24 protein-coding genes are annotated in these 26,487 nt (G+C 70.1%); 8 read left to right on the forward strand and 16 right to left on the reverse strand.

Annotated features, from left to right (window positions below; translation table 11 throughout):
• Positions 1-137: 137 nt before the first annotated feature.
• The 3 genes from AC2W7K_RS04140 to AC2W7K_RS04150 form a co-directional block, all read right to left on the reverse strand.
• Positions 138-2,771 carry a LuxR family transcriptional regulator gene (locus tag AC2W7K_RS04140; protein ID WP_198499849.1) on the reverse strand — a complete coding sequence of 878 codons (2,634 nt, stop codon included), beginning with the start codon at positions 2,769-2,771 and terminating at the stop codon, positions 138-140.
• A 253-nt stretch (positions 2,772-3,024) separates the two neighbouring features.
• Positions 3,025-5,589, reverse strand: coding sequence for a helix-turn-helix transcriptional regulator (locus AC2W7K_RS04145; protein WP_198499850.1), 2,565 nt, complete (start codon positions 5,587-5,589; stop codon positions 3,025-3,027).
• A gap of 3 nt (positions 5,590-5,592) precedes the next feature.
• On the reverse strand, positions 5,593-8,154 hold the full coding sequence (locus AC2W7K_RS04150; RefSeq protein WP_486005777.1) for a helix-turn-helix transcriptional regulator: 2,562 nt from the start codon (positions 8,152-8,154) through the stop codon (positions 5,593-5,595).
• A 316-nt stretch (positions 8,155-8,470) separates the two neighbouring features.
• On the opposite strand from AC2W7K_RS04150, the gene AC2W7K_RS04155 reads away from it, so the two are divergent.
• Together AC2W7K_RS04155 and AC2W7K_RS04160 are read left to right on the forward strand one after the other, a co-directional pair.
• On the forward strand, positions 8,471-9,664 hold the full coding sequence (locus AC2W7K_RS04155; RefSeq protein ID WP_198499852.1) for an acyl-CoA dehydrogenase family protein: 1,194 nt from the start codon (positions 8,471-8,473) through the stop codon (positions 9,662-9,664).
• A 27-nt stretch (positions 9,665-9,691) separates the two neighbouring features.
• Positions 9,692-10,837, forward strand: a complete 1,146-nt coding sequence (locus AC2W7K_RS04160) for an acyl-CoA dehydrogenase family protein (protein ID WP_198499853.1) — start codon at positions 9,692-9,694, stop codon at positions 10,835-10,837.
• Positions 10,838-11,343: 506 nt separating this feature from the next.
• Here AC2W7K_RS04160 and AC2W7K_RS04165 read toward each other — a convergent pair.
• The 7 genes from AC2W7K_RS04165 to AC2W7K_RS04195 all read right to left on the reverse strand — a co-directional run bounded on the left by AC2W7K_RS04165 (position 11,344) and on the right by AC2W7K_RS04195 (position 17,201).
• A complete protein-coding gene (locus AC2W7K_RS04165; RefSeq protein ID WP_198499854.1) occupies positions 11,344-11,976 on the reverse strand; it encodes a TrmH family RNA methyltransferase in 633 nt (210 codons plus the stop codon).
• Positions 11,973-13,739, reverse strand: a complete 1,767-nt coding sequence (locus AC2W7K_RS04170) for an ABC transporter permease (protein ID WP_198499855.1) — start codon at positions 13,737-13,739, stop codon at positions 11,973-11,975. The genes AC2W7K_RS04165 and AC2W7K_RS04170 overlap by 4 nt, the downstream gene beginning before the upstream one ends.
• Entirely contained in the window at positions 13,739-14,611 is an 873-nt protein-coding gene (locus tag AC2W7K_RS04175; protein WP_137824425.1) for an ABC transporter ATP-binding protein, read from the reverse strand. Before AC2W7K_RS04175 ends, AC2W7K_RS04170 begins: the two co-directional genes overlap by 1 nt.
• Before the next feature lie 150 nt (positions 14,612-14,761).
• Positions 14,762-15,328 (reverse strand): orotate phosphoribosyltransferase, encoded by a 567-nt coding sequence (pyrE, locus tag AC2W7K_RS04180; protein ID WP_198499856.1) that lies wholly within the window; start codon positions 15,326-15,328, stop codon positions 14,762-14,764.
• A 146-nt stretch (positions 15,329-15,474) separates the two neighbouring features.
• Entirely contained in the window at positions 15,475-16,188 is a 714-nt protein-coding gene (locus tag AC2W7K_RS04185; RefSeq protein WP_198499857.1) for a hypothetical protein, read from the reverse strand.
• Positions 16,189-16,192: 4 nt separating this feature from the next.
• Positions 16,193-16,588 (reverse strand): Asp23/Gls24 family envelope stress response protein, encoded by a 396-nt coding sequence (locus AC2W7K_RS04190; RefSeq protein WP_486005778.1) that lies wholly within the window; start codon positions 16,586-16,588, stop codon positions 16,193-16,195.
• 79 nt (positions 16,589-16,667) lie between these two features.
• Complete coding sequence (locus tag AC2W7K_RS04195) at positions 16,668-17,201, reverse strand: RNA polymerase sigma factor (protein WP_232623872.1); 534 nt, start codon at positions 17,199-17,201, stop codon at positions 16,668-16,670.
• A gap of 329 nt (positions 17,202-17,530) precedes the next feature.
• Between AC2W7K_RS04195 and AC2W7K_RS04200 the strand changes: the two genes are divergently transcribed.
• The 5 genes from AC2W7K_RS04200 (at position 17,531) to amaP (ending at position 19,818) form a co-directional block, all read left to right on the forward strand.
• Positions 17,531-18,019 carry an Asp23/Gls24 family envelope stress response protein gene (locus AC2W7K_RS04200; RefSeq protein WP_137824420.1) on the forward strand — a complete coding sequence of 163 codons (489 nt, stop codon included), beginning with the start codon at positions 17,531-17,533 and terminating at the stop codon, positions 18,017-18,019.
• Positions 18,020-18,105: 86 nt separating this feature from the next.
• The gene (locus AC2W7K_RS04205; protein ID WP_137824419.1) at positions 18,106-18,288 is read left to right on the forward strand and encodes a DUF2273 domain-containing protein; all 183 of its coding nucleotides are present in this window, start codon (positions 18,106-18,108) and stop codon (positions 18,286-18,288) included.
• Between the two features lie 5 nt (positions 18,289-18,293).
• Positions 18,294-18,662, forward strand: coding sequence for an Asp23/Gls24 family envelope stress response protein (locus tag AC2W7K_RS04210; RefSeq protein WP_232623740.1), 369 nt, complete (start codon positions 18,294-18,296; stop codon positions 18,660-18,662).
• Positions 18,659-19,222, forward strand: coding sequence for a DUF6286 domain-containing protein (locus AC2W7K_RS04215; RefSeq protein WP_198499859.1), 564 nt, complete (start codon positions 18,659-18,661; stop codon positions 19,220-19,222). Before AC2W7K_RS04210 ends, AC2W7K_RS04215 begins: the two co-directional genes overlap by 4 nt.
• Complete coding sequence (gene amaP, locus AC2W7K_RS04220; protein WP_198499860.1) at positions 19,222-19,818, forward strand: alkaline shock response membrane anchor protein AmaP; 597 nt, start codon at positions 19,222-19,224, stop codon at positions 19,816-19,818. Before AC2W7K_RS04215 ends, amaP begins: the two co-directional genes overlap by 1 nt.
• Positions 19,819-20,035: 217 nt before the next feature.
• Here the strand turns inward: amaP and AC2W7K_RS04225 are convergent, their stop codons facing one another.
• From AC2W7K_RS04225 to AC2W7K_RS04240, 4 genes are read right to left on the reverse strand one after another with little or no spacing between them, the layout of a single operon-like run.
• Positions 20,036-21,022, reverse strand: coding sequence for an NADP-dependent oxidoreductase (locus AC2W7K_RS04225; protein ID WP_198499861.1), 987 nt, complete (start codon positions 21,020-21,022; stop codon positions 20,036-20,038).
• On the reverse strand, positions 21,019-22,005 hold the full coding sequence (locus AC2W7K_RS04230) for an LLM class flavin-dependent oxidoreductase (RefSeq protein ID WP_198499862.1): 987 nt from the start codon (positions 22,003-22,005) through the stop codon (positions 21,019-21,021). The genes AC2W7K_RS04225 and AC2W7K_RS04230 overlap by 4 nt, the downstream gene beginning before the upstream one ends.
• Positions 22,002-22,385, reverse strand: coding sequence for a hypothetical protein (locus AC2W7K_RS04235; protein ID WP_486005779.1), 384 nt, complete (start codon positions 22,383-22,385; stop codon positions 22,002-22,004). The genes AC2W7K_RS04230 and AC2W7K_RS04235 overlap by 4 nt, the downstream gene beginning before the upstream one ends.
• Entirely contained in the window at positions 22,382-23,188 is an 807-nt protein-coding gene (locus AC2W7K_RS04240; RefSeq protein ID WP_486005788.1) for an MFS transporter, read from the reverse strand. Before AC2W7K_RS04240 ends, AC2W7K_RS04235 begins: the two co-directional genes overlap by 4 nt.
• 103 nt (positions 23,189-23,291) lie before the next feature.
• Between AC2W7K_RS04240 and AC2W7K_RS04245 the strand changes: the two genes are divergently transcribed.
• Positions 23,292-24,452: an NAD-dependent formate dehydrogenase gene (locus tag AC2W7K_RS04245; RefSeq protein ID WP_198499864.1), complete on the forward strand. Its 1,161-nt coding sequence runs from the start codon at positions 23,292-23,294 to the stop codon at positions 24,450-24,452.
• Between the two features lie 401 nt (positions 24,453-24,853).
• On the opposite strand, the gene AC2W7K_RS04250 is transcribed toward AC2W7K_RS04245, so the two are convergent.
• The gene (locus AC2W7K_RS04250) at positions 24,854-25,654 is read right to left on the reverse strand and encodes an SDR family NAD(P)-dependent oxidoreductase (RefSeq protein ID WP_198499865.1); all 801 of its coding nucleotides are present in this window, start codon (positions 25,652-25,654) and stop codon (positions 24,854-24,856) included.
• Positions 25,651-26,475, reverse strand: a complete 825-nt coding sequence (locus tag AC2W7K_RS04255) for a thioesterase family protein (RefSeq protein WP_198499866.1) — start codon at positions 26,473-26,475, stop codon at positions 25,651-25,653. Before AC2W7K_RS04255 ends, AC2W7K_RS04250 begins: the two co-directional genes overlap by 4 nt.
• Positions 26,476-26,487: the final 12 nt, after the last annotated feature.

Below are 26,487 nucleotides of genomic sequence, written 5' to 3' on the forward strand. Positions count from 1 at the left end.
CAGCGCCGGGCGATTCGCGATTGCTTCCCAAGCTATTTCCGAAGCGGGGGTGTCAGACCCGTGTGCGCCGGTGATCTGCGGTCATCCGCGATCAGTGTGCGGACTGCCGCCACACCGGGCGCACCGGCAGACGAGACTCAGACGACCGCGAGGCTCGGGTTGCCGGCCAGGCGGGAGATCAGCTCGGTGCGGGACCCGACTCCGAGCTTCCGGTACGCGGCGGTGAGGCGCAGCTCGACGGTGCGCAGGGACACGAAGACCCGCCGGGCGATCTCCTTGTTCTTCAGCCCCGCCCGCACGAGTTCGACGACCTTGAGCTCCTCGTCGCTGAGCTCGCGCAGCTGCGGCAGCTCGGGCGCGGCGGTCTCGACCGGGGCGGGCGGTGCCGTGTGATGCCGGGCCAGGCCGTCGGCCCCGAGTTCGAGGAAGGTCGCCGAGGCGACGCTCAGCTGCTCCCGGGCGCGAGCCTGGGCGCCGATCCCGCTCAGCCGCCGGCTGAAGGCTAGCTGGGTGAGCGCCTTCTCATAGAGCGAGTCCTCGGACCGGAACGCCCCCAGGGCGAGCGTGAAGAGCTCGAGGCTCTTCTCTCCGGTGGCGAGCAGCGCCTCGCAGCGACGCAGCGCGTGTGCGGCCCAGCGTGAGGGGCAGCGGTCGACGCGGCGGCGCAGCTGCGCGACGAGCATCCCGGCGTGTTCGCGCCGTCCGATCTCGATGAGCGCCTCGATGAGGTCGGCTTCGTGGCGCCGCACGTTCGGGTTGAGCTCATGGGCGGAAAGCTCGTCGCAGCGCCGCAGATGGCGGACGGCCTCGGCCGGGTAGCCCAGACGCAGCAGGCAGCTGCCCTGGAGGGCGTTGAGTTCGGCGAGGAGGCGTCGGTTGTCCGTCGTCGTCGCGAGTGCCGCGAGCTCAGCCTCAACGGGTTCGGCGGCGCAGGCCTCACCGCGCATGAGCAGCTGCCAGCAGCGCAGCTGCAGGATCCGGTCGGGTCTGACCTGGCCCGCGCCGGCGGGCGCGTGGCCGATGTCGTCGATGAGCTCGCTGGCCGCCCGCAGGCTTCCGGCGCGCAGGGCGATCTCCGCCTGCAGCCCCAGCGCCCGCGTGCGCCAGATCGTCGCCCCGTCGACCTCCCCGCGCAGCAGGGCGAGCGCGGCCTGCGCGGACTCGTAGTGCTCGGTGAGCATGAGGCCCGTGGCGACCGCGAGGACGAAATGGGGCTCGCACTCCTCGATCTCACCGGTCCGCAGAGCGGTGAAGCACCGCAGCGCCGTCTCGTCCCGACCGCGGGCGGCCTCGAGCCTGATCGTCGCGGCGTCGAGCAGCTGGGACTCGGCGTCGCCGAGGTGGTCGCCGGCGTCGCGGGCGGCGGTGAGCAGCTCCTCGGCCTCGGCGTACTCGCCGCGATCGCAGCGGCCGATGCTGAGGAGGAGCTGGAGCCGGGCGACGTCGGCCGGGGCATCGAGGAGCTCCTGCTTCGACCAGCTGTTGACGAGATGGGGCGGAAGCGTCTGGCGTCGGGTGAACGTGATCTCGACGTCGAGGGTCCGCGCCCGCACGGCGAGCGAGGGCTGCCGGGATCGCGCCGCGAGGTGCCCGAAACGGGAGGCGAAGACGAACTCGCCGCGGTCGTAGAGATCGCGGGCGACGGCGAGGAGGTCGGCGGCGAGGGCTTCGTCATCGGTGCTCACGCGGATCGCGCGTTCGACGAATTCGATGCCGTCGGCGGTCATCCCCTCGCGGATGAGGAGACGCGCGTCGGCGATGAGGGTCGGCGCCGAGTCCTCCGTCGGCCGCGAGAAGGACGCATGCCAATGGGCCAGCCGCGGATCGACGCCCGCGCAGTCCTCGGCGAGCCGGACGTGGCCGGCGATCCGCTCGGTCGCGCTCATCGTCTGGTGGGTCCACGCCCGCACGAGGCCGTTGGTCAGTCGCAGGTGCGCGTCGCGTCGCTCGACGAGGTCGCGCATCTCGAGGTCGTCGACGATCTCCCAGAAGCCGTCGACCCGTGCCGCGAGCGGGCCGCAGGGCGTCGACGGAGCCAGTGCCAGCAGCCTGAGCAGGCTCTGCGTGTCAGCGTCGGGGGTCCCGATGATGTCGCGCACGAGCGCGTCGGCCTGCGTGCCCGGGCGCGGCGGGATCGTCAGCGGGAGTTCGCCGAGGCGCTCACGGCGATTCATCGCGTCGAGGATGTGGCGCAGCGCCAGCGGCAGCCCGGACGACGCCGCAGCGGCGACGTGGGCCGCCGCCTCGGAGAGTCCGCCGCCGCACTCCTCCTGGGCGAGCGCGACGAGTTCGCCGTGGTCGAGCTCGCGCAGCTCGACGGTGGGCAGAGGTGCCAGCGGACTGTCGGTGGGCAGGGCGTTGACGGAGATGACCATCCGGGTCCGCCCGGACTGCGAGCGGCGCAGCCACTGTCCGAGCACGTCCTGGGAGGGGCGGTCCATCTTGTCGGCGCCGAGGATGACGATGAGGCCGTCGTCGGGCAGCTCGGCCGCCCGCAGCGCGCCCAGCACCGCTTCGGGGACGGCGGCCGCGTCCTCGATGCTCGGGGCGCCGAGGGACGCGAGCAGGACGTCGATGCCGGAGTAGTCGGTGCCGGCCTCGGCGCGGTTGTAGTGCACGCGGTAGACCGGGCCCTCCCAGCGCGCTTCGAGGGCTCTGAGGAGTCCGGTCTTGCCGAGGCCGACGCGACCGACGACGGCCGCGGCCGTATGGCGATCGAGCAGGGTCTGGAGTTGGTCGGGATCTGGGGTGGGGATTGTGGGGATGTGCATGAGGTCCATCCTCGTGACCTGCGAGATCGGTCACTAGGTGGTCATTACGGGATGTTCTTCGGTCATTACTCGACTCGGGGCGCACGCGCACGGGCAGTCACTACTCGGTCATCGTGCGATGTCGATTGCGTGACCTTCGACGACTACTCGAATCACGTGCCTGTCGTTCTCCCCTACTCGCTCGTCGTCGGTCGGCATGCGCGCTGAACTGGGATTTCACCACACCGGTCAGCGGTTCGTCGACGGCGGCCGCTCACGCGGGAGCGTCATTGCGCAGTCGTGTGATCGCCTCGGCGACCTCGGACCGGGAGGTGATGTCGAGCTTGCGGTACAGCCGGTAGGTGTGACCTTCGACGGTGCGCACGGCGACCCCGAGCTCGTCGGCGATCTCGGCGTTCGTCAGGCCCGCGATGATGAGGCGGGAGATCTGCTGCTCGCGACTCGTCAGCTCGACGTCGTGCACGCGGTGGCGGTGGGGCGGCGGGCTCTCCGCCCAGGACTCGGCGAGGGTGAGGCAGCGGTCGACGAGCGCGGGCAGCTCCGGCGACAGCCGCTGGGCGAAGGCGACGAGCGCCTCGGCGTCCTCGGCGCAGAGGGCGGCACCGAGCTCGCCGAGGAGGTGTCCGTCGCGATCACCGCCGTCGAGGGACGCGGCCAGACGGCACATCGCCTCGGCGTCGTAGTCCCCGAAGTGGACGAAGATCTCGATCCGCGCACAGGCGGCGGCCGCGAGCGCCCCGCGCTCCTCGACGGCGAGCAGCGCCGCATCGAGCTCCTCGCGATACCGCTGCCGGCCGGTGAGCTTGGCGCGGACGACGAGCCGGAGGATCTGCGCGCGACGGGACTCGACGTAGGCGGCACCCGGCGGCAGGTCGAGGTAGCGGGCGTCGAAGTCATCGGCGGCCTCGGCGTTGCCGACCATCATCGCGGCGTACTGGGCCTGGGCGAGGGCGAGCGCGGCGAACTCGTACTGCTGCCAGTACTCGATCGCCTCGGCGGCGGCGCAGGCCCGGCGGAACGCCCGGTCCCAGCGTCCCGCCTCGGCGTGGAGCCGGGTGACGATGAGGTCGCGCGCCCCGCTGCCCGCCGCCCGATACGCGAGGTCGGTGCTGCGGGGCACGGCGAGCACGGCGGCGGCAGCCTCCCGGTCCCCGCTCTGCAGGTGGGCCCACGAGCGCGCGAGGTCGAGGATGATCGTGCCCGAGCCGATGTTCTCCGAGACGCCCTCGATCCGGTCGAGGAGGTCGCCGACGACGTTCCCGTGGCCGCGTTCGAGCTCCTTGGCGGCGACGACCATGGTGATCGCCACCCGCAGGGTCTCGGGGATGCCTTCGGCGCCGAGCCAGGTGAGCACCGAGCCGTCGTCGCCGGGCAGACCCTCCCACGAGCTCTCGCTGACCCGCTCGAGGGTCGCGCGGGCGAGGTCGATGGCGTCGACGGCGTCGTCGAGGCGCCCCGCGGCGGCGGCCTCGGCCTGGATCCGATCGAGGGCGGCGACGAAGTCGGCCCCCGACAGCGGCGGAGAGATGCGCTCGACGTCCCGGAGCACCCAGACGACGAAGGCTTCGACGACGAGGAACGGATCGTCGGTCTTCCGGATCGCCTGGGCGAGGACGTCGCAGCCGACGGGGATGAGGTTGACGTCGCAGTAGAGGGTGCCGAGGTCGAAGAGCGCGGGGGCGTCCATGACCTCGGAGGGCACCTCGGCGAGGATCCGCAGCGCCCGCTGCCACTCCCCCATGCCGGCGGCGACGCGGGCGGCCTCGACGGAATCGGCGACCGAGACCTTCGCCCCGCAGCTGAGCGCCCAATCCGCCCGCAGCATCCGCGCCCGCTTCGACGGGGTGCCGGGGTGGGATTCGACGAGGGCGAACATCTGCCGGCTGCGTCCCACGGGGACCGTGTTCCGCACGGTCTCCGTCGAGTAGCTCTCGATGCACGTGTAGATCGGTCGGCCGCGACCGCCGAGGTCGAGGACACCGGCGGCGACGAGCGAGTCGGCGGCTTCCCCGAGTCCCGCGGCGAGCATGAGCTCGACCTCGACCTCACCGGCGAGGACGACGAGTTCGAGCGCTTCGCGCTGCTCGTCGGTGTACCGGGAGAGATCGCTGCTGACGAGGTCGCGGGCCCGCTGATCGTAGTCGATGTCAAGACCGTCGAGCAGCCACACACCGCGCTGGAGGACCAGACGGCGGCGCCGGCGGGCGTAGCGGAGCAGTTCGATGATGAGGCCCGGGACTCCCGAGGACTGGAAGGCGGCGACGTCGAGGGCGCCGTGGGAGACGATCCCGCCGAGGTGGTGCTCGAGCATCGCGGAGACATCGTCGAGGGTGAGCGGTTCGAGGAGGATGTGGTGGACGACCCCGTCGGCGACGAGTTCGCCGAACGACCCGGTCCGGCCGTCGACGGTCGGGGTCATCGTCGCGACGACCTTGATCTCCCCGTCGCTGGCGAGCTGCCACAGTGCCGAGAGGCTGCTCTCGTCGAGGCAGTGGGCGTCGTCGGCGAAGACGACGGGAGTGCCGGGACCCTCCGTCAGCGCTGCGACGACGCGGGCGAGGATCGTCTCGGGTTCGCCGTCGAGGTCGACGAGGAGCCCGAAGGCCCCGAACGGTACCGCCTCGAGCACCCGGTCACCGCGGATCCAGGTCTCCTGCCCGCCGCGGTCGGCGTGCACCCGCGCCGCGATCCGGGACTTGCCCATTCCGTGCTCGCCCTCGATGACGACCCCGGAGACCTCAGTGCCGCGCAGGGCGGCGTCGATCTCGGCGAGTGCGCGATCACGGCCGAAGATCGCAGTGTCGACGACGTCGCTCACGGATCATCCCCCCCACGCGGCGACGACGTCGCGCAGTTCACGGCGGTTGGCCACCTGCAGTCGGCGGTAGATGCGGGTGAGGTGCCATTCGATCGTCCGGGCGGAGAGATGGTGGAGCTCGCCGAGGTCGTGGCTGCTGCGTCCGGCCATGACGCCGTCGACGAGCTTGCGCTCGAACTCGGTGAGCACGGCGTGGAGCTTGGGGCCCGGAGTGGAGAAGCGCACGGTGCGGGTGCTGTTGCCGATGAGGATGCGCGCCTCCCGCGCCGCCGTGCGGTCGCCGTCCTCGACGGCCCGCTTCTGGGCGCGCTTGGCCAGTTCGGCGCACGCGACGACGGCGCCGAACTCGAGGGCGAGGCGGGCGGCGTCGAGCAGGGCGGAGGGATCGCTGCCGCCGATCCCCTCGGCCGTCGCCCGGGCGAGGTCGCCGATGCCGCCGTCGATGCGGTCGGCCACCTCGGCGAGCGCATGGGGCGGCCGTCTCATGGCCGAGCCGGGCGGCCTCCATGAGCGCCCCGGCGGCCATCGTCGTCGCCCCGATCTCCGCGGCCTCGACTCCGAGGGCGTGCAGGCGGGCCGCCGCGGGGTCGGGGCGGGTGACGGCGAGGGCCTGGAGGTCGAAGAGCCGCGCCTCGAACTCCGACCACCACGAGTACTGGTCGGGACGGGTCTCGACGAGGTGGACTCGAGGAGGGCGTCGGGGTTCGACAGGCGACCGAGCTGGGCGTCGACGTAGCGCTTGGCGGCGTGGCCGACCCGCGTGATGTCGATGAGGTCGGTCTCCTGGAAATGGCTGAGCAGCGTGTGCAGGGTCGACTGCGCGCGGGCGGGGTGGCCGGTGCGCGCATCGACGAGGGCGCCGGCGAAGTCGATCATCCGGTCCCCGGTCCGCGCCTGCCGCACCGAGCGGCGGGCACCGGCCCAATCCCCGGCGAGGTACCGCGCGACGAAGATCTGCGGGGCGGCGTCCTCGACCTCGTAGCTCGTCAGCCCGGCAAGGCCGAACATCAGCTCGGCCTGGTCGATGTAGCGCAGGCCGAGGTCGACCTGCCCCCGCGTGACCTGTCCGATGCCGATGATCGCGCAGGCCCGCAGGCGGTGTCGGGTCAGGCACGCGTGATCGCGGTAGACCGCCTCGGCGAGCCGCATCCCCTCCTCGAAGCGGCCGCCCCGCTGTTCGTACCGGGCCCGGGTGACGTCGAGGCGGCCGGTGTCGGCGGGACTCGTCAGCCTCTCCCTGGCCCACTGCACGACGAGGTCCTCCGGCGTCCGGGGGTCGGTCAGCCGAATGTCCATGCAGGCCAGCCGCGACAGGTAGCTCGCGTCGTCGGCGTCGGAGCCGGTGACGTCCTCCCCCCGCGTGCTCGCCCCGTCGGGACTGCCGTCGGCGAGCCGGGCGACGAGGCGGTCGAAGGTCCGACGCCCCTCGTCGACGTTGCCGCGCTCCTTGTCGGCGCGGACGAGTTCGAGGAGGATGCGGCTCGTCTGCCACCGGGAGGCGGTGATGAGCTCGGCGGCGTCGGAGTACCGGCCCTCCGTGTTCGCGGCACCGACCGCGGTGAAGACGGTGTCCTCGGCCTGGCCGAAGCCGAGGGAGAGCCCCCAGCGCAGGTAGCCGAAGAGCGCGCGGCCGGTCAGCGCGGCGACGTCGACGACGGACTCGTAGACCTTGTAGAGGCTGAGGCTGTGGGCGGGCATGACATGGGCTTTGAGCGTCTCGGCGATGACGCGCTCCGACAGGCGCACCCCGGATCCGCGTCCGCGGTCCATCGTCACGAGTCCCTTGTCGGCGAGGTCGTCGAGCTCATCGGCCGAGCAGAGTTCGGCGAGTGCTTCGTAGGGGGCCGCGTCGACCATCGCGATGATCTCGAGGATCGGCCGCAGCTCGGTCGGGATGTTCCACAGGATGCGCTCGTGCGCCCGCGTCTGGTCGAGGCCGAAGACGAGCTGGTTGACCAGCCGCGGATTGCCGCCGGTGTCCCGCAGCACCTCGGTGGTCGACCGGTCGATCGCCCCGGGCGATTCGAGGAGGGCGGCGATCGCCCCCTCGTCGAGGCCGTCGAGGTCGATGCGCACCATCGACCCGCCCAGCCACAGCGTCGCGATGAGATCGACGGGCGGGCGGATCGACTCGGCACCGACGACGAGGCGGATGCGGTGGGCGTCGGCGAGCTGGCAGAGCACGGAGATCGACTCGACGTCGACGAGGTTGGCGTTGTCGAGCTGGACGATCGGCACCCCGGGGCTGCGGCCGACGACGCGGGCGACGACCGAGAGGGCGGCACCCGGTCCGATGTCCCGATTGACGCCCTCCTGCGACAGGAGGATCTCGAGGATGCCGAGCGCGCGGTCGCGCAGCAGCTCGGATCCGCGCAGGCGGAAGATCGCGGCGTCCCGGTCGAGCTGGTCGAGAGCGCGATTCATCACGGTCGTCCGTCCGCTGCCGGCGGGTCCGATGATGAGGCACCCGCTGCGGTCGGGATCGGCCAGGGTCTGGCGAAGTGCGGAGACTTCGTCGGCGTACCCGAATGCACGGCCCTGGGGTGAGGGGACGGTTACCGACATTCGCGCTTCTTTCGATGTCACCGATCCGCTGGTCCGACGAGTTCTCGCTCGCCCGACGCAGCTCTCGGCCGGGTACCTCGCGATCGACTCGGCATCGGCGGCATGGGTGGCCGTGATTCCAGGTCAGGTGTCTGCGGTGGGGTGGACCGTCGACGACCGCGAAGCTGGGGATGTGGGGACACAATAACCGCATATGCCATGGCACGCAATGAGCTTCCCGCATCCCGGGCATCGGGGCGGGCCGCTCCACTTGTGAGTGACCTCACGCGACCGTACTATGGGAGCTAACTTACTGAACGATCTATCAGGAGCTTTCATGGACACCCTTCTGAGCGCAGAAGAGCGCGAATTCGCGCAGCAGATGCGTCAGTTCTACCGCACGGAGATCCCCGAAGAGCTGCGCTTCAAGGTCGCCACCGGGCAGGAGCTGACCAAGGACGACATGGTCACCTCGCAGCGCATCCTCAATGCGAACGGCTATGCGGTGCCCCACTGGCCCGTCGAGTGGGGCGGCCAGGACTGGACCCCCGTCCAGCGCCACATCTGGCTCGAGGAGATGCAGCTGGCGAGCGTGCCCGCGCCCCTGCCGTTCAACGTCTCGATGGTCGGTCCGGTCATCGCGACCTTCGGGTCGCAGGAGCTCAAGGAGCGGTTCCTCCCCGCCACGGCGAACCTCGACATCTGGTGGTCGCAGGGCTTCTCCGAGCCCAACGCCGGGTCCGACCTCGCCTCCCTGACCACCTCGGCGGTGAAGTCGGGTGACAAGTACATCGTCAACGGTCAGAAGACATGGACGACCCTGGGCCAGTACGGTGACTGGATCTTCATGCTCGTGCGCACCGACCCCGACGTCAAGAAGCAGGCGGGCATCTCGTTCCTCCTCATCGATATGAAGTCCCCCGGCGTGACCGTGCGCCCGATCCAGCTCATCGACGGCGGCCACGAGGTCAACGAGGTCTTCTTCGACAACGTCGAGGTGCCCGTGGAGAACCTCGTCGGCGAGGAGAACAAGGGCTGGACGTACGCGAAGTTCCTCCTCGGCAACGAGCGCACCGGCATCGCGCGCATCGGCGCCTCGAAGGTCAACCTCGCCCGTGCGAAGGCCTACGCCGCGGTGACGAAGACGGCGACCGGCACGCTGCTCGACGATCCCCTGTTCTCGGCGCGCCTGACGAGGCTGGAGGCCGAGCTCACGGCCCTCGAGATGACGCAGCTGCGCATCCTGTCGACGCAGGCCGCCGGATCCGAGAAGCCGGACCCGCGCTCCTCGGTCCTCAAGCTCAAGGGCTCGCAGCTCCAGGAGGACATCAGTGAGATCCTCGTCGACGTGCTCGGTCCGCAGGGACTCGACTTCGTCACCGACCGCGTCCAGGGCGAGGGTCTGACCGACCTGCCGCTCGGCGCCGTCGACGCGCTGCCCGCCTACTTCAACACCCGCAAGGTCACCATCTACGGCGGTTCGTCCGAGGTGCAGCGGGGAATCATCTCGAAGGCCCTGCTCGGTCTCTGACTCGGTCACTGAAAGGTACGAACACAGATGGATCTTGAACTCAACGACATTCAGCAGGAACTCGCCAGCACGCTGGGGAAGTATCTGCGCACCGAGTACGACACGGCAACCCGCGAAGCCATTCTTGCCAGCGACGAGGGCATCTCGCGTGAGAAGTGGCAGCAGTTCGCGGAGATGGGCCTGACCGGTCTGACGATCCCCGAATCCTACGGCGGAGCGGAGATGACCTTCGCCGAGGTGGCTGTCGTCCTCGAGGCGTTCGGCCGGGCGCTCGTGCTCGAGCCCTTCGTCGCCACTGCCGTCCTCGGCGCGAACGCCGTGCTGCTCGCCGGCAGCGAGGAGCAGAAGCAGGCGATCCTGCCCGGCGTCGCCGAAGGGGAGACCTTCCTCGCCGTCGCCGCCCTCGAACCGGGTCAGCGCTACGCCCTGGCGCAGCCGACGACGACGGCGACAGCGGCCGGAGATGGCGTCACCCTCTCGGGTGAGAAGAACGGTGTGCTCGGCGGCGACGTCGCCGACCACTTCATCGTCACCGCCGTCGAGAACGGGGAGCTCGGGCTCTTCCTCGTCGCCGCCGACGCCGCGGGGCTCACCCGCGTCGCCCACCGCCAGGCCGATGGCCTCGGCAGTGCGAGCGTGCGCTTCGCCGATACTCCGGCGCAGCGCCTCAACGCGGCCGATGCCCGTGCCGTGCTCGACGAGGTCTTCGACCTCGGCAATGCCGCGATCATGGCTGAGGCCGTCGGCGCGATGGAGGCCTCGCTGACGATGACGGCCGAGTACCTCAAGACGCGCGAGCAGTTCGGGGCGCCGATCGGCGCGAACCAGGCCCTCCAGCACCGGGCCGCCGACCTCTACGCGGATCTCGAGTACGCCCGCAGCATGGCGCTCTTCGCCCGCCTCGCGGTCACCGCCGAGAGCGAGGGCGCGGAGAAGGATCGGCACCGCGACGTCATCGCGGCGAAGATCGTCATCGATTCGACCTCGCGGCACGTCGCGCAGGAGTCGATCCAGATGCACGGCGGCATCGGCATGACGATGGAGTACCCGATCGGGCACTACGCGAAGCGCCTCACGGTGATCTCGCGGACGTTCGACGACGCGGATTCGCTCACGGCGGAGCTCGCGCAGATCGGCGGGCTCATCGAGCCTCACGCCGCAGACCTGTCCTGACCGGGCGGGCCGGGCCGCAGATCTGTCCTGACCGGGCGGGGCGGGGCTGGGCGGGCGGTCCGGCCCGGCTCGCAGAGGTTCGACAGCACAACGGCGCCGGGAGACCGACTGAGTCTCCCGGCGCCGTTGTGTGTTCGCGCGCGGTCAATTGTCCCAGCTCCGTCTGGGACTGAGCGACGGGGCCGCCGGCCTTGTCTGGGCCTGATCGACGAGTCAGATTCCGGACCGGGCCGGGCCTGAGCGACGGGGTTGTCGGCCTGACGTTCGAGCGGGAGCCTCGCCGTGTTCGCGCGAGGGTCACGACGGGCCTGCTGAGGCATGTCCGCGACGCGCGCTCCAGCCGTGACGATTCTGCGCCGCTTCCGAGGTGAGTGTGCGCCGCACCTATGGCGAATTCGACGCTGATTCCGCCCTCAACCTTCCGCGCAATCCGGGCGGCCACCCTCAGTCTTCCGCACTTCGGCGAGGAGGGCAGGCTGCCCGGCGCTCGGCGTGCCCGCAACCCCCTACCCGACGGGCTGGTCGAAGACGTGGCGGCGCACCCACGCGTGCATCGTGATCGCTGCCGCTGCGGCGGCATTCATCGACCGGGTCGAGCCGTACTGCGCGATCGAGAGCACCGCCGAGCTCGCCCGGTGCGCCTCCTCGCTCAGCCCCGGCCCTTCCTGACCGAAGAGGAGGAGGCAGCGCTCCGGGAGGTCGTAGGTCTCCAGCGGCACCGAGTCGGGGAAATTGTCGACCCCGATGAGCGGCACCTCGTTGTCGCTGCACCACTGGAGCAGGTCGTCGACGCTCGGATGGTGGATGACGTGCTGGTATTTGTCGGTGACCATCGCTCCGCGCCGATTCCAGCGCCGTCGCCCGACGATGTGGACGGCGGCGGCGTTGAAGGCGTTCGCCGTGCGCACGACCGACCCGATGTTGAGGTCGTGCTGCCAGTTCTCGACGCCGACGTGGAATCCGTGCCGCACCGTGTCGAGGTCGGCGACGATCGCGTCGTGCCGCCAGTAGCGGTACTTGTCGACGACGTTGCGCCGGTCACCCTCGGCGAGCAGCTCCGGATCGTAGTGCTCGCCGACAGGCCAGGGGCCGGTCCACGGACCGACCCCCACCTGCTGTGATTCGTGACCGTCGGTCACTTCGCGTCGTCGCTGTCGGCATCCTTCGCGGGGTTCCCTGCGCCGGTTGCCTTGGTCCCCTTCGCCGAGGTGGTCCCCTTCGATGCGGTGGCGGACTTCGCAGACGCGGTCCCCTTCGCCGAGGTTATGACAGTCTCGGACTCTTCGACCGTCACCTCGTCGGACGCGTCCGCGTCGCTGTCGTCGGCGTCCTTCGCATCGGAGCCCTCGGCACCCGACGTCTTCGAGTTGGAGTCCTTCGCGTCCGCATCCTTCGAGTCCGTGCCCTTCGCATCGGCGTCCTTGGCCGCAGCGACCTTCTTGGCCCGCTTGCTCATCTTCACGGTCTTGCCGCCGCGCCCGCCGCCGGCGAGCACCGACCGGACGTAGGCGCCACCGGCGAGCGCGTGGATGATGAAGGCGAGCACCGCGGCGATGGCGGCGGCCACGAGACCTTCCCACCATTCCGGCTGGGCGGCGAAGTAGCGGTCGGCGATGCCGATCGGCGAGGTGAACGGAGCCCAGCCGAGCACCCGGCCAACCGTTCCCGAGGCGCCGACGATGACCGGGGCCATCGCACCTCCGACGGTGAGCACGCCGATGATCGCGACCATCGTCTTGCGCGCCTTGTCACCGGTGATCGTCGAGGCCCACACGAGGAGGGCGAAGATCGTCCAGGCGGTGAAGAACAGGGTGAGCGCGAACCAGCCGAGCCCCGGCAGCATCGCGAACGCGAGCGAAGTCTGACCTGAGATCGAGAGACCGAGCTCGAGGACGACGGCGGCCACGAGAAGGTGGATGACGACGAGCGTGAGCATGCCCGTCACCCGCCCCGAGGCGGCGGCGCGCGGCGGAATCGTCGCGGCGATGATCTCCGTGATCCGGTTGCGCTTCTCGAGCCGGAGGTTCTGGTAGAGCGCAGTGCCGAGCGTGGCGATGACGAGGAGTGAGAACACGACCATGCCCCACAGCAGCGGGACCGCCACGTCCTCGGGCACGGCCGGGGTCTGCAGCAGCGTCGCCTCGGTCTGCGGGGCGAGGCGCTCGAGGAGCGCCGTGGGCTGCTTGTCGAGGGCGATGATCGTCGGCTGCGACTGGCCCGAGGGGTCCTGGATGAACGCGGCGTCCACCGTGCCGTCGCGGACGAGCTGCTCGGCCGCCTGCGCATCGGGAGCATCGGTGATCGAGACGCCGAGCTGCTGCTCGTACATCGCGGCCTGCTCGCCGACGCCGACCATCGCCATGCTCGGGGTGCCCGAGTTCGCCTGTGCGTCGCGGACGATCCCGCTGACGATCACCGCGACGATGCCGAGGACGACGACGGCGACGGTGACGAGGAAGAACGGACTGCGCATCGTCGTCGAACTCTCCCGGTTCGACACGAGCCATGAAGCCTGGCGCTTGCCGACGTCGACGAACTCCGAGACGAGTCCCGTCTCAGGCAGATCCTCGGGGTCCGGGGTGTCCTCGGCGAGTTCGTAGGGAACCTCGTCGAGACCGAGCGTCGAATCCGCGGAATCCTCGCCGAGGCGGTCGTCCGCGTCCGCCGAAGCGGCCTTCCCGGCACCGGCTTTCCCGGCGGCAGTCTTCCCGCCGGCAGCCTTTCCGGCGCCGGCCTTCGCGGCGCTGGCCTTCCCCGCACCCGACTTCCCAGCCGCTGAGACGTCGCCGGTCACTCCGCCGAGGTCGTCGAGGCTCGTCGGGGCAGTGCCCTTCGACGTCGTCGTCTTCGTCGCGTCGTCGTCGGGCGTCTGCTCGTCCCGCGCATCGTCCTTGCGTGCCATCACAAAGTCTCCTTGAACTGCTCGGCCAACGTCGGGCGCACCCGCTCGAAGCGCTCCACCTTGCGCAGCGTCGCCACCGACGCGGCAGCGGAGCCGGGATCGTCGCTGCGGAAGCGGATGACGGTGTCGATGACCTCGATCTCCGTGATCCCCGCGCGTCCCCGCAGGGACGTCGCGGCTGCCTCGGCGTCGGCGAGGGCGACCTCGTAGCGGTGCTCGCCGAGGAGGTCGTCGACGCTGCCGGCAGCGGTGACCTTGCCCTGGCTGAGCACGACGATGTCGTCGGCGAACTTCTCCGCGGCCTCCCAGTCGTCGGTGGCGAGGATGACGGGCACGCCTGAGGCCGCATGGGCCCGCAGCAGGGACATGACGAGTTCGGTCGACTTCGTGTCGAGGCCGTTGAACGCGTCGTCGATGACGACGACGTCGGGGTCGGCGGCCAGGGTCGCTGCGATGTCGACGCGGGCGATCTCGGCGCCGCTGAGGTTCTTCAGCGGGGCGTAGCCGCGGTCGGCGAGTTCGAGCCGGCCGAGCAGGGTCAGGGCATTGCGCTCGGCAGCGCCGAGGGTGATGCCGTGGAGGCGCGCGAGGTAGACGATCTGATCGATGACGCGCATGTTCGGGTAGCCGCCGCGCTCACCGGGCAGGTAGCCGAAGTTCTGCCGGTCGCCGAAGTCGAGTTCGTAGCCCTCGAGTTCGACAGTGCCCTCATCAGCGGTGATGAGGCCCATGATGACGCGCACGAGTTCGGTGCGGCCTGCCGATCGGGTTCCGACGATGGCGGTGATCCGACCCGGCTCGGCGGTGAAGCTCACCTCATCCAGATATGTCCGCTTCCCCTTGCGCAGGGAAATCCCTTTCAGTGTGAGCACACGCGATCCTTACGTTGTCCAACGGGCGCCGTTTGCAGCCACGGCCCTTGAGAGTTTCTCATCTATCGTGGTGAATCGCGCAGGGCGATTCAAACCAGGTCCGGGATTTCAACGGAATTGACAGTCGAGTCCCAGCTGGTGGTCGCGAGCTCAGTCGAGCCCGAGGTCCTTCGTCGTCAGCGCCGTGAGATAGGGGATCCCGGTGGCTTCGACCTTCTCCTTCGCCCCCGTGTCACGGTCCATGACGACGGCCACGGCGACCACCTCGGCGCCGGCCTCCTTGAGAGCGTCGACCGCGGTGAGCACGGAACCGCCCGTCGTCGAGGTGTCCTCGACGGCGATGACGCGCTTGCCGGCGACATCGGGACCCTCGACGCGACGGGACATCCCGTGCTTCTTCGCCTCCTTGCGGACGACGAACGAGTCGACGGGGGTGCCGCGGACGACCGAGCGGTGCATGACGGCGGTGCCGACGGGATCGGCGCCCATCGTCAGTCCGCCGACGGCGTCGATGGAGTCGAGCAGGCCCTCGGCCTCGAGGAGGTCGAGGACGACGTCGCCGATGAGCGGGGCCGAGCGGTGGTCGAGGGTGACCCGGCGCAGATCGAGGTAGTAGTCGGCCTCGCGGCCCGAGGAGAGGGTGACCCGACCGCGAACGACGGCGAGTTCGTCGATGAGGTCGAGGAGTTGGCGGCGGGAGTCAGCGCTGTCGGTCATGCCCTCAGTCTAGGCGGTGTGCGCACGCCGAGGCGGCGGCAGGGTGGCACCCTCCGCGGCGGTCAGGCTTCACCGAGGTGGCTCAGCCCGCCGCGGTCGACGTTCGCCGGGGTGGCTCGGTTCCCCGCGGCCGCTCAGCTCGCCGCTCAGCTCGCAGCGCCCCGGCTGATGACGCGGAGGTCGATCTCGACCGGTTCGCCGACCTCACGGTCGACGGCGGCGAAGATGTCGTCGACGACGGCGGCCACGGACCGCGAGTCGTCGAAGTGGGCGTCGATGCGCACCCGGTACCCGTCGTCGGACTGCGTGAGGTCGATGCCGGTCGGCTCACCGCCGGCACGCCGCAGCACCTTCGCCGTCGCGCTGACGACGAGGTCCTTCATGCCCGGAGCGAGCGAGGCGACGCCGGGAATGTGGGAGACCGAGCGTGACAGCTCCTGCGCGGTGTGAGTGAGCGGGCTGACCACCTCAACCGATTCGTCGGCCGCGGCACTGTCGACAGCCGTGTCCCCGGTCAGAGCAGTTGCCCCGTCGGCGTCAGTGGTCCCGTGGCTGCCGGCCGCGCGGCCCGTGCCGGTCGGCGCGGTTGTCGCGTCCTTCTTCACACGCCCCGAGTCGGCTGCGGCACCTGACTTCGCCGCGGCATCAGTCGACTTCGCCGCGGCGCCTGACTTCGCCGCGGCACCGGTCGACCATGCCGTGGCACCGGTCGACGTTGTCGCGGCAGACGAATGTGCGGCCGGCAGCGGGGCAGAGGGCTGATCCTCGTGGACGAGTTCGGGTTCGAGGACCGACTCGTGGCTGACCTCGAGCGGCGTGGGGGCCTCGGCTTCGGTCTCGCGCTTGTTCTCGGGCGACATGGGCTCATTCGACATAGGCATCCTCGACTTCGATATCGATCCGGGAAGCGGGCACCCCGAGCTCGCGCACGAGCGCCTCGGAGACCGCGGTCCTGATCTCGTCTGCTGACGTGACGAAATGGATGTCCGCGCGCATCGTCACGGTCAGCGCCACCTCGGCGGCACTGCCGTAGGGCTCCCCGGCGGACACGATCCTCACACTGCGGGAGCGGATGCCGTCGACCGTGTCGACGGCATCGCGGACGATCGCGCGCACAGCCGTCGACGCGATCGAGTACTCGTGCCCCTCATCGGTGCGCAGCTTCGTCGACGGCCCCCGGTAGAGGTCGTTGCGGACGAGGTGGAGGATGCGCTCGCGGATGCCCGCGGTCTGTTCGGGGTCGGGAACGAAATGACCCATGTAATCGTCGATGACGTCGCGCAGCTGCGCGTCGAGGTCAGGTGCGGCGCGCTCACCATCGGCGCGCGGCGATCATCACTCATGTCCATCCCTTCATCCCTTCGACGATGGCGGCCCGGGCGCGGTGGATGCGACCGCGCACGCTGCCTTCCGTGATGCCCAAGGTGTCAGCGACCTCAGCGTAGCTCAGGCCCTCCATCTGGCAGAGCACCCACGTCACCCGTTGCTCCGACGACAGCGTCGAGAACACCTGGGCGAACCGCTCGAGCGCACTGCGGGCCTCGACGCGCTTCTCGACCGAGGCGCGATCGTCGGCGTGCGCGCCGAAGTCCTCGGGGTCGAACGGGTCGGACGGGCGGCTGACGCGCTTGCGGAGGACATCGGTGCACCGATTCGAGGCCATGCGGTAGAGCCAGGTCCCGAAGGCTTCGGGCGAGGCGAGTGCGTTGAGCGACTTCCAGGCCTGGACGAACGTGTCCTGCACGACGTCCTCGGCGTCCTGCCGGTCACCGAGGGTGCGCATGCAGAACCGCAGCAGCTTCGTCTCATACCGATCGACGAGGGAGGCGAAGGCATCGACATCGCCTTCACGCGCCCGCACGACGAGTGTCACGATGTCCAATCGATCATCTCCTCTTGCCATGCTCCTGATGATAGGCGAGAGGAGCCGATGGGAACACTCCTTGTCGGATAGTTGCCGCGAAGTTCATCAGATCGAGACTTTCGGGCCGCGTCGGGCGCGCCCGCAGGTCCAGTCTCCGGCCCGGTCATCGGCCCTCCCAACCGGGCCGTCCGGCGGTAGCTGACCCCGCCTCCGACCCACCCCGCACCGGGCGGCCGAGAAATCCGGCGAAAGAAATTTCACCAAGCTGCGTGAGGATCTCCGAACAGCCCCGTCTGTACCTATGTCAGCACATCCGACACGAAAGGGAATGAACGATCATGCCTGCCAACACCGATTCCTCCACTTCCTCCACCACCTCGGCGTCGACTGCGAACGCTGGCCAGGACATCAACAGCCCCCTCGTCACCGACAAGGGCAACACGACGATCGCTGAGAACGTCGTCGCCAAGCTTGCCGGCATCGCGGCTCGCGAGGTCCCCGGCGTCTTCGGCATGGGCAATGCCGCACGCCGCGCCTTCGACACCCTCACCGATCGGATCCCCGGCTCGCAGACGAACGTCTCCGGCGGAGTCTCCGTCGAGAAGGGCGAGAAGCAGACCGCAATCGACCTGACGATCGTCGTCGAGTACGGCACCTCGATCGTCGATGTCGCCGAGGCGATCCGTCGCAACGTCATCCGCGCCGTCGAGCAGGGCACCGGACTCCAGGTCGTCGAGGTCAACATCGACGTCACCGACGTCCACCTCCCCGACGACGACAACGATGACGATCAGAAGAAGAGCGACAGCACCAACGAACTCTCCTGACACATCCATTCGTCGCTGATGCCCCGGGGCGCGGCCCCACCCGGCACTCGCCCCGGGGACATCACGACCGCAGCGGAAGGACTGCCATGTCGAAAACACTCATCGGACTGCTTGTCGGACTCACCCTCGGCATCGTCGCGTACTTCGGAGGATTCGTCGCATTCCTCGTCGTCGCGATCTGCGGCGGGCTCGGTCTCACGATCGGCTTGGTCCTCGACGGCCGACTCGACCTCGGAGCCCTGAGCTCACGTTCGACGACGCGGAGGTGATCGCTGTGGCTGCATCACGCGGTAGCCTCACGATCGCCGACCGAGTCATCGAGAAGACCGCCTCGGAGATCCTCAAGGGCCTCCCCGGGGTCGGCGGGTCGACGTCGGGCTTCCTCGGCATCGGCGGGAACTCGAGTCTCGACACCCGACCGAGCGTCGACGTCACGCTCTCAGGCCGCAGCTGCACCCTCGATGTGAAGCTCGGACTGGCCTACCCGCTGCCGATCTCGGCGACCACCGAAACCGTTCGGCAGCAGCTGAGCACCGAGGTGGAATCGCTCACGGGCGTGACCGTCCGGCAGGTCGACATCGACGTGACCTGGCTCAAGCCCGAATCGGCGAGCCATCCCAGCGAAGTGAGGAGTCTGGCATGAGCGCTCATCTCCTGCGCGCCCGTCCCGCACGGGTCGTGCCATCAGTCATCGTCGCCGTCGTCTTCCTCCTCGTCGCCGTCGGGCTCGGGTGGGCGGGCATCGCCGCCATCGCCCAGTCCGGCGCCGAGGCAGCGCTGACGACGACGCTGCCGGGTGTCTCCGGCGCCGAGTCCCTCCAGTGGGGGATGCCGATCGTCATCGGCGCAGGCATCGTCCTCGGTGTCATCGGACTCATCCTCATCATCCTCGCGATCTCCCCGGGACCCCGACGCATCGTCGGCTTCCGGGCACCGACGAGCGAATACATCGAACAGTTCGAAGTCGCCCTGCCGACCTCGGCGGTCTCGGACCTCGCGGCAGCCGCCGCGGACTCCGTCGACGGGGTCTCCCGCGTCCGCGCGGCCTCGAACGCGCGGTCGACGATCGTCACCGTCGCGACCCCGGTGCGCGACACCGCCGCGATCCGCAGCGATGTCGGCCAGGCCGTGACGGACCGTCTCTCGGCGATCGGCTTCGACAGGCAACCGAGCGTGCGCGTGCACGCCCAGAGGAGGCAGTGATGAGAAGAATGGCCGCAGGTGCCAATCGCACCCTGCTCTTCATCGTCGGACTCGTGTGCCTCATCGTCGGCGCCGGTGCCGCGGCCGCAGGCTTCGGCTTCCTGTCGGCGATCGTCGCCGGACTCGAACCGTCGAGCTCCCTCGGCGTCCTCGCGGTGCCGTTCACGTGGTCGTTCTCGGCCCTCGTCGCGGTGCTCATCGCGGTCGTGCTCGCGATCATCGGGATCTGGTGGCTGTCGCTGCAGATCCCGCGCAAGGACGCGGCGAAGCCGCTGCGTCTGCAGCAGGATGCGCGCACCGGCCTGACCACGGTGACGGCCAATGTCATCGCCGAGGCGGTCTCCGACGACCTCGAGACCATCGAGGGCGTCGACTCCGCTCAGGTCATCGTCCGCGGCACCGCGCGTCGCCCCGAGCTCGTCATCCACATCGACGTCGACGATCGCGCCGACATCGATGCGATCGTCGCCGAGGTGGCCGACAGGGTCGCCCGCAACGCGAGCAGTGCGCTCGGGGAGCCGCTGGCGGCGGTCGGACTCGAGATCGGCATCGCCCGCACACCCAACCGCAAGCAGCGCAGCGTCACCCTCGCCTAGCGCAGTCAGCGGGTCTCACCGCCGGATCCCCGGCGGTGAGACGGCGCTCAGTCGCCGGTCTGATTCCCGGGAGCAGTCCCGGACCCCCAGCCGGTCGTCGATTCGGCCGGCACTTCCACCGCCGCCGGCCGGATCGGCGGCCTCCGCCGTCCAGCCGACGGCACCATCACCCCGACCCGGGTCCCTGCACAGGACCTGGTGTCGGGGTGATGTCGTCTCAGCTGCCGAGTTCGGTGCTGCCAGAGTCAGTGCTGCCGGGGTCGACCTCGAGGACGACCTTGCCGACGGTGTGTCCGCTCTCGATGTCGGTCAGCGCCGCGGCGGCCTGCTCCAGCGGGTGCGTCGCTGAGATGTGCGGGGTGACCGTCCCGGCGGCGACGAGCCTGGCGATCTCGGCGAGCTCTGCGCCGTCGGCTTCGACGGTGAAGCGCAGCGCCCGCACCCCGTGCGCCCGAGCCTCCTCCTGTGAGGGCGCGTCGCGCGTGGTCACGAGCACACCGCCGGGGACGAGCACGGCCCACGATGCCGCCCTCGCAGCACCCCCGACGAGATCGAGGACGACGTCGACGCCGGTCACGCCGGAGAGGTCCTGCGTCTCGTAGTCGATGACGACGTCGGCGCCGAGCTCCCGGGCGAAGGCGACGTGCGGCGTCGACGTCGTCGTGATGACACGGGCGCCGGCCGCCTTCGCGAACTGGATCGCGAAGTGCCCGACCCCGCCGGTGCCGCCCTGGATGAGCACGGTCGAGCCCGCGGTGACTCGCCCGTAGCGGAAGAGCCCCTGCCACGCGGTGAGGCCCGCGGTCGGAATCGACCCGGCCCGGACGGCATCGACGCCGGCGGGTGTCGTCGTCAGCGCATGCTGGTCGACGACGACCCGTTCGGCGTATCCGCCGCCGTGCATGTCGACCATCCCGAAGACCGCGTCGCCGACGGAGAACTTCTCCGCCTGCGCCCCGCACTCGACGACGACGCCGGCGACGTCGCGCCCGAGCGTGTACGGCAGCCGGTCCTCGCCGACACCGGGATACCGGCCGGACCGGATCCGGACGTCGACCGGATTCACCCCGGCCGCCGCGACGGCGACGCTGACCTGCAGAGCGTCCGGGGCCGAGACTCCGAGCCGGCTGACGTGGAGGACGTCGTCGCCGCCGAAACGGTCGAAGCGGACCATCCGCGCCGTCACCGGTGGGTCCGCGCTCACAGCTCCCACGCCTCGGCGAGCAGTTCGAACGACCGCGCGCGCATCGCCGGGTCGAACGTGTACGTCGTGATGATGAGTTCGTCGACGCCGAGGTCGGCGATGATCTCCTGCAAGGCGGTGACCACGGTCTGCGGGGATCCGACGGCCCGCACCTGCTGGAAGTCCTCGATGAAGGCGAGCACGCCGGCATCGACGACCTCCCGGATGTCGCCGACCGGCGGGGCGAGCGGGGTGCGCCGGCCGGTGCCGATGCCGGCGGCGAGCTGCTGCGCGGTCGTGAAGAGGTGCTCGGCCTCCTCGTCGGTGGGGGCGACGAGGACGTTGACCCCGGCCATGACGTAGGGCGCGGAGAGCTCCGCGGTGACGTAGTCGGTGGAGAAGTTCTCCCGGTACCGCCGGATCGCTTCGTGGCGGGCGGCCGGCGCGAAGTGCGAGGCGAAGACGTAGGGCAGGCCCATGGCCGCGGCGACCGTCGCCCCGTCGAGGCTCGACCCGAGGATCCACAGCGGCACCCGGGTGCCCTGCCCGGGATGCGCTGTCGTCTCCCCCGTCCCGTCGCCGAGGTGGCGCTGGAGTTCGACGACGTCCTCGACGAAGGTGTCCGCCGAGGCCTGCCCTCGGCGCAGCGCCGCCGCCGTGCGCGGGTCCGTGCCCGGGGCGCGGCCGAGTCCGAGGTCGAAGCGGTCGCCGTACATCGCGGCGAGCGTGCCGTAGTACTCGGCGACCATGAGCGGGGAGTGGTTGGGCAGCATCACTCCCCCGGAGCCGAGCCGGATCCGACTCGTGTTCTCCGCGGCCCGCCCGATGAGCAGGGACGTCGCCGAGGAGGCGAACGTCGGCACGTTGTGGTGTTCGGCGTACCAGTACCGCCGGTAGCCGAGACGGTCGGCGAGCTTCGCCAGGGCCAGCGACTCGTCGAGTGCGGTGCGGGTCTCCATTCCCTGGGAGACGGGGACGAGGTCGAGGATGGACAGCGGGGTCATGATGGTGCTCCTCTCTTCGGGGACGTCGCGGCGAGTGCGGCGGCGATGATGACGACTCCGACCTCGCAGAGGCCGTAGACGATGAAGGTCGGGACGAGGCCAAAGTGCTGGGCGGCGAGGCCGGCGAGCACGGCGGGGACGCTGAACGCGGTGTAGGCGACGATGAATGTCGTCGCGAAGGTGCGGGAACGGTCCGCGGCGGGAGCGGCCTGGCCGATCGTTCCCATGACCCGGGAGAAGCCCGCGCCGAAGCCGGCCCCGGCCAGCGCCGAGGCGACGATGTAGAGGGCGAGCGAGTCGACGAGGACGGCGACGACCGTGCAGAGAACCCCGAGCCCGAGCAGCCCGAAGCTGAGCAGTCCGTGCCGCCGCGGGGTCATCCCCCGCATCCGCCACGTGGCCGCCGGCGCGGGGAGGAAGAAGACGGCCAGGGTGAGCCCGACGACGAAGGTGTTGTCGACTCCGAAGGTGGTGTGGACGAGCGAGGCCCCGAGGGACAGGTAGAGTCCGGCCGTGCCCAGATCGCGAGCAGCGCGGGGATCCGGCGGATGAAGAGCGGGCGCACCGCCGCGGGAAGCCCGACCCGCGGGACGAGGGCCCGCAGGCGCACCGGCTGCCGCGGCACGGGATCGCGGGGCAACAGGATGAGGGCGATCAGCAGAGCGGCATAGGTGCCGAGCAGCACCGAGTAGACGAGCTGGCGCGGCCACGGAGCGTACTCGACGAGGAGACCGGCGAGCGCGGCGCCGAGCGCGAGCCCGATCGGCGAGGAACCGCCGGAGACGAGGGCGCCCGCCGGCTGACTGGGCTGGTGGGCGACGATCATCGCCGACGCCGCCCCCGTGCACAGTCCCGTCGCCGCTCCCTGGACGAGGCGGGCGACGATGAGGGGACCGACGCCGTCGGCGAGGATGAAGAGGACCATCGCCGCGATCTGGACGAGGAGTCCGGCGACGAGGACGGAGCGGGTGCCGACGACGTCGGCGAGCGAGCCCAGCGCGATCATCGTCGCGAGCAGGGCGAGGACGTAGATCGCGAAGATCACCGTGAGGGTGAAGTCGGAGAACCCCCACAGCTGCTGGTAGACGGGATAGAGGGGGGAGGGGGCGGCCGCGGCGGCGAGCAGCGCGACCATGATGAGACCGGCCACGGCGAACCTCGCCGTCTGCGCCTCCTTGACCATGCTCACCCCCTCACCCTCCGCCGTCCGGTCAGAATATACCCAGGCCGGGGACTTAGACTCAGGGTTCCCTGACAATGCACCTTCACGCGATGGGCTGATCTCGATGGCGAGAATCCTCTGTGTGCTCTACCCCGACCCGCAGTCGGGCTACCCTCCGCCCTATGCCCGCGATGAGATCCCGGCGGTGACATGGGACGTCGACGGCGCACCGGCGCCGATGCCCAAGCCGCCGCTCGGCTTCGTCCCCGGCCAGCTCGTCGGCTGCGTCTCCGGAGAGCTCGGGCTGCGCGAGTACCTCGAGTCCCACGGCCACGAGTTCGTCGTCACGAGCGACAAGGAGGGCCCGGACTCCGAGTTCGCCCGCCTCCTGCCGAGCGCCGACATCGTCATCTCGCAGCCGTTCTGGCCCGCCTACCTCACCCGGGAGCGGATCGCCTCCGCCCCGCACCTGAGGCTCGCGCTCACCGCGGGCATCGGGTCCGATCACGTCGACCTCGAGGCCGCGGCGGAGGCGGGCATCACGGTCGCCGAGGTGACCGGGTCGAACTCCGACTCCGTGGCCGAGCACATCGTCATGATGATCCTCGCCCTCGTGCGCAACTATCTGCCCTCGCACTTAACGGCGGCCAGCGGCGGCTGGAACATCGCCGAATGCGTCTCCCGCGGCTACGACGTCCAGGGGATGGCCTTCGGCGCCGTCGGCGCCGGACGGATCGGCCGTGGGGTGCTCAGGCGGCTCGCGCCCTTCGGACTTCAGCTCCACTACACGCAGCGGCACCGGCTCGACCCCGCACTCGAGGAGGAGCTCGGCCTCACCTTCCATCCCGACATCGGTCAGATGGCTCAGCATATGGACATCATCAGCCTGCAGGTTCCGCTCTATCCGGCGACTCGGCATCTCTTCGACGCGGAGCTGCTCGGCTCCCTCAGGCGTGGAACGTACCTTGTCAACTGCGGGCGGGCCGAGCTCGTCGACCCCGCCGCCGTCGATGCCGCCGTGCGCTCGGGGCATCTGGCCGCGTACGCCGGCGATGTGTGGAATCCGGAGCCGGCCGGCGCCGACGACCCGTGGCGGTCGATGCCGTGGAACGGGATGACCCCGCACATCTCGGGAACGACGCTGTCGGCCCAGGCGAGGTATGCCGCCGGCACCCTCGACATCCTCCAGCGCTTCCTCGAGGGGCGCCCCATCGAAGAGGACTACCTCATCGTCGAGGGCGGCGGGCTCGCCGGAACGGGTGCCCAGTCCTACGGACTTCGCTGACCTCGTTGCGATCTCAGCTGATCGCCCGTTCGAACCGGTCGGTCATGTCCCGTTCGTGACCTGTCAGCGACTTGTTCATGACGTGCGTTTGTCGTGAATGACAAAGACCCCGGGGCGCGTAATCGCGTCAACCCGGGGTCCTCGCAGCACTCCCCTCGAGTACCCGGACGCATCCCCATACGTCCGTTATGTCCACCCGATCCCCACCGGGCGGACATCACAATTCCACCACACTTCACGGCCTGTTGTAAAGAATGATTTGAGACATATTTGGTCTCATTGAACAAGAATGCTGAACGCGAACTTCCGCGAATTTCCAGTTCAGAGCGGTGGGTCAGATGGTTCAACCCTCAACTTCTCTTACCGCGTGCGGCCGAAAAAACTTTGCGAAAAAGTTTCCCTCAGGCCCCTCGCGCACCGCCCTCGCCGCGCTGCCGATCGAAGGCGAATCCCGCCGACCCCCAGCGGATGAGACGGCGCGGGACCAATCTCGCCGCATTTGCCGCAAGACGGTAGTGGATTCCGGGGATTGAGACGACCTTCCCGGCCCGCGCGTCACGCAGGGACACGTCGACGACCTCGTCGATGTCGAGCCACATCCAGCCCGGTCCCGGACGCCTCGCGCCGAGGCGGTCGTGGAACTCCGTGCGGACGAAACCGGGGAGCACGGCGGTGACCGTGACCGGCTCGTCGCGCAGCTCCCCGGCGAGCGCCTCGGTGAAGACGAGGGCGGCAGCCTTCGAGGCCGCGTACTGGCCCATCGTCGTCACGGCCGCGAGCGAGGAGACCGTGATGATCCCGCCGCGACCGCGGGCCCGCATCCCCGGCACGGCGGCCAGGGCGAGCTCGCGCACGGCGGTGCTGAGCACCCGGTCCTGAGCGGCGAGCGCCTCGGGGTCGGAGTCGAGGAGGCCCTCCTTCAGTCCGTAACCGGCGTTGCCGATGAGGACATCGATGCGCGTGGACCTGATGACCTCCGCGACCGCGGCGATGCCCGCCTCCGTCGCGAGGTCGGCGACGACCACATCGGCGCTGATCCCGTGGGCGGTCGACAGCTGCGCCGCCAGCTCCCGCAGCCGGTCCTCAGCCCGGGCGACGAGCACGAGGTCATAGTGCTCCGCCGCGAGCGCCCGCGCGTACCCGCGCCCCAGCCCGGCACTCGCGCCGGTGACGAGGGCTCTCGGACGGGGGCTCTTGCTCACTTCGCGCCCTGCCCCACTCGCACGGTCAGAGACTGGGCCGCGGTGCCGAGCGGGCCGGTGGCGTCGCTGAGGACGCTCGCGGTCTCCCCGATCCCGGTCGGACCGAAGGCCACGCGGGTCTCGAAGCCGACCCAGCCGGGCTCCGGGGTGCGCGTGAGGTGGATGGTGAGGTCGACGTTGGGGAAGAACGTCGTCGCCGGATCGACCCGGACGGCGAGGCCGTTCGCGGTGTCGACGAGTTTGACCAGCGCCGCGGTCGGCGGGTCGACCTCGCCGTCGACGAGCGGGAAGGGCGAGCGGATCCAGCTGCGCGCATGGCCGGGCCGGGCGTCGTCGGCCTGTCGCCCCTCGAGGGAGGCGATGAAGCCGCCGGACCACCGCTGGGCGAACGGGACGGCGGGAACGAACTCCGGGTCGGGCAGGTGCGTCCACTCGTGGTCGGCCACGTCCGCGGTGTCGCTGCCGAGCAGCCGCCACACCCGGGCGGCGATGCTCACGCGGTCGCCGTGGCGCATCCGCGCCTCGACGAGTTCGATCGTCCGACCCGGCCGGACGACGTCGACGTCGATCGTGAACTCACCGGAGTGGATGACGCCGAGGATGTCGTAGCTGATGCGCGAGACGATCTTGTCACTCGGCAGGCGGCGTTCGACCTCGGCGAGGATGAGCCCCGACGCGGGCGCGAGATGCTGCTCGCCGGGCTGCCACGCCCCCTGGCTGTGCAGGGTCGAGACGAAGCGGTCCTCGCCGCGGCGCACGTAGTAGGAGTCGGGGACCGGTGATCCGTCGTGGCCGAGGTGGGCGTTGAGAGCGTCAGGCATGGCTTCAGACTA

The organism is Brevibacterium sp. LAARM2_SD2, from assembly GCF_057364785.1.